Below are 3075 nucleotides of genomic sequence, written 5' to 3' on the forward strand. Positions count from 1 at the left end.
GCAGCCGATGCGGATCTCTCCATTATCGAAGGTATGATGGGTCTGTTTGACGGCAGCTCGCCGGTGAATGACATCGGCAGCACGGCTGAATTGGCAAAGCAGTTGAGCGCCCCGGTGCTGCTCGTGGTCGACGGAAGCGCGATGGCCCGCTCCGCCGCGGCAATGGTCACGGGTTATGCGCATTTCGATGCCGCGTTGCGCATTGCCGGGGTCTTGTTCAATCGTGTGGGAAGTGAGGCGCATTACCAGCTGCTAAAGGCGGCCGTGGAGCAAGAAACCGCGGTGATTCCCGTGGGATATTTGCGCCCTGATGTCTCTATGGCAATTCCAGATCGGCATCTCGGGTTGGTCACGGCAATGGAACAAGAGGATAGTCAGCTCTATGATCGATTAGGGAAGGCAGCGCTGGAGACAGTCGATCTGGATCGCATCGAGGCACTTGCCCATTCATGTGGTTCGTTACCGGATGCGGTCTCCCAGCCGGTGAAAAAGAACCACGGCCGTACGGTTCGCGTCGGCGTAGCGGAGGATCGGGCATTTTGTTTTTACTACCCGGACAATCTTGAAGTGCTGGAAGCTGCTGGTGCCGAGGTCGTAAAGTTTTCTCCGTTACACGACCAGGTATTGCCGGACGTCGAGATGCTCTATCTTGGCGGCGGATATCCGGAACTGCATGGCGCGGCGCTGGCCAAGAATGCGGCCATGTTAGCGGCCGTCAAGCGATTTGCGGAGCGAGGCGGGGTGATCTATGCGGAATGCGGCGGGTTGATGTATCTCGCGGAATCGATCCGAGATTTCCAAGGCCGCTCGCATGAAATGGTCGGCATCTTTCCAGCCGAAACAGTCATGCGTAAACAAAGTCTCACGTTGGGGTATAGAACGGTGGAATGTTCACGACGCTGCATCCTTGGTGAGGTCGGTGTCATGGCACGAGGCCATGAGTTCCATTATTCCACGCTGATTGCGAGGGACCCCCTGCAGTACGCCTGTGCACTGAGCGATGCCGGAGGCGGCTCAAGAGGGCAGGACGGGCTCACAAAAAACAACGTGTTGGCGCTCTATACCCATCTGCACTTTGCCGGCCAACCGCAAGTCGGGACAGCGCTGGTGGATGCCGCCCGCCAATACACCGTCAGATGTCCGTGAGTACGGGTTCGCCATGACGAATCAAGTCGGACATCAAGCCAGAATGGAATGCCTCAAGGCGTCGGTGGATCAGCGCATTGAAGAGGCGCAACAGGAGAAAGGTCTCTTGATTGTTTACACCGTTCACCTTGGAGACGTACTATCGGTGCTTCGCGATCGTCCAACGATGCAACATGTGGTAATCACCGATAGAGGAGAACCGGCGGCACTTCTGGAAAAGACCGATTTGGTGACGGAGATGAAACAAGTCAAGCGTCCTTTCCGAAAAGGCATCCAGGCATAGCCGGGGGTTGAATTTTGAGAGGACCGGTCCGGAAAACCTGCGAGCGCTGCGGACAGGCGTTTCAATGCGACGGATATCAGTGTTGGTGCGGCACGATCGGTGTGACAGAAGAGCACATGGATTGGATCGCGGCACGGTATGAGGATTGTCTCTGTCCGGTCTGCTTGGGACAAATCGCGCTCGGTGAACCGGGGAATCAGCCGGATCCGACAGGCAATAGGCAAGCCGACTGAGATGATGCGGATTGACGGTCGATTTTCCGACGCGGAGCGCGATGCCGTCTATCGGGCGATCTTTGAACGCCGTGATGTGCGCCGGAATTTTCTGCCGTCGCCGATTCCGGATCATATTTTGATGCGCGTATTGACCGCTGCCCACCATGCCGGGTCCGTTGGATTCATGCAGCCCTGGGATTTTGTGGTGGTCAGGGATCGAGCCGTCAAGAGCGCGGTGAAGAAGTTGTTCCTCAAAGCCAATGCCGAAGCCGCACCACGCTACCAGGGAAAACGCGCGGCACTCTATCGAAATCTCAAGCTTGAAGGGATCGAGGAAGCTCCGATCAATATCGGTGTGACCTGCAGTCGCCAGCGGGGCGGGCCTCATGTGCTGGGTCGTTCCAAGGTACGTGACACGGATCTCTATAGCACGTGCTGCGCCATTCAAAACCTCTGGCTGGCAGCGCGCGCGGAAGGTATTGGAGTGGGATGGGTCAGCATTCTCGATCACAGTGCCTTAAAACGGATACTTGGAGTGCCCAAGCCGGTCAAAGTCCTGGCCTATCTTTGCCTCGGGTATGTATCGAATTTTTCGACACAACCGGATTTGGCCACTGCCGGGTGGCGGGAGAGGATACCGCTGGAGCGTCTCATCCACCATGAATCCTGGGGCAATACAGTGACTGAGCATAAGGGGAGACGATGATGCGGATTACCAAGGTCTATACCAGAACAGGTGATGCAGGGAAAACGCGATTGGCCGGCGGACAGCAAGTATGGAAAGACAGTTTGCGCGTCGAAGCCTATGGAGCCGTCGATGAACTCAATGCGTCGGTCGGTGTGGTGCGGGTCATGAATGCCGACATGAAAGAGGAATCCTCAGCGGCCCAACAACTCGAAGATGAGCTACGTTGGGTGCAGAACAAGTTGTTCGATGTCGGCAGCATTCTCGCGACTGCGCCCGGACAGACGTTCAAAAATATGCCCCAAGTGGTGGCCCAGAATGTTACGCGCTTGGAAAAACTGATGGATCGTTGTCAAAAGGATTTGGAACCGCTCAAAGAGTTCATCCTGCCGGGTGGCGGGAAAGTATCCGGTTTTCTCCATCAAGCCAGGACGATCTGCCGTCGGGCCGAACGAGTATGTATCGCTCTGTCAAAAATGGAACCGGTCGATCCAACGATCATAAAGTTCCTCAATCGGCTGAGCGATGCGCTGTTCGTCTTGGGTCGCTGGGTGGCCAAGACGCAGGGCGAGCCGGAATTCTTATGGGAACGCGATGTCGCAAAAAAAGTCGAGTAAACGTCGACCAGCAAGAAAAACAGTAAGCCGCATCATTTTTGTGCTTGGCGGAGCATCATCTGGAAAAAGTGAGGCTGCTCTCCGGTTAGCCGGCTCACGGGGGCCGCGCGCGTTCGTCGCCACAGGGCA

General features: G+C 56.3%; 5 protein-coding genes. All 5 read left to right on the forward strand.

Annotated features, from left to right (window positions below):
* On the forward strand, window positions 1-1146 hold a 1146-nt coding region (locus ACOSYY_RS08985; protein ID WP_421661929.1), incomplete at its 5' end, for a cobyrinic acid a,c-diamide synthase CobB.
* Between the two features lie 13 nt (window positions 1147-1159).
* The gene (locus ACOSYY_RS08990) at window positions 1160-1429 is read left to right on the forward strand and encodes a cob(I)yrinic acid a,c-diamide adenosyltransferase (RefSeq protein ID WP_421661930.1); all 270 of its coding nucleotides are present in this window, start codon (window positions 1160-1162) and stop codon (window positions 1427-1429) included.
* Between the two features lie 14 nt (window positions 1430-1443).
* The gene (locus tag ACOSYY_RS08995; protein WP_421661931.1) at window positions 1444-1662 is read left to right on the forward strand and encodes a cysteine-rich CWC family protein; all 219 of its coding nucleotides are present in this window, start codon (window positions 1444-1446) and stop codon (window positions 1660-1662) included.
* Between the two features lies 1 nt (window position 1663).
* Window positions 1664-2350, forward strand: coding sequence for a 5,6-dimethylbenzimidazole synthase (bluB, locus tag ACOSYY_RS09000; protein ID WP_421661932.1), 687 nt, complete (start codon window positions 1664-1666; stop codon window positions 2348-2350).
* Window positions 2347-2946: a cob(I)yrinic acid a,c-diamide adenosyltransferase gene (locus ACOSYY_RS09005; RefSeq protein WP_421661933.1), complete on the forward strand. Its 600-nt coding sequence runs from the start codon at window positions 2347-2349 to the stop codon at window positions 2944-2946. Before bluB ends, ACOSYY_RS09005 begins: the two co-directional genes overlap by 4 nt.
* The last annotated feature ends 129 nt before the right edge of the window (window positions 2947-3075 follow it).

Source organism: Nitrospira sp. BLG_2, from assembly GCF_049222245.1.

What these genes read in the sequence shown, in the direction of transcription:
- bluB (WP_421661932.1), top strand. Translation starts at nt 1,664, where the DNA reads ATGATGCGGATTGACGGTCGATTTTCCGACGCGGAGCGCGATGCCGTC.
- ACOSYY_RS08990 (WP_421661930.1), top strand. Translation starts at nt 1,160, where the DNA reads ATGACGAATCAAGTCGGACATCAAGCCAGAATGGAATGCCTCAAGGCG.
- ACOSYY_RS09005 (WP_421661933.1), top strand. Translation starts at nt 2,347, where the DNA reads ATGATGCGGATTACCAAGGTCTATACCAGAACAGGTGATGCAGGGAAA.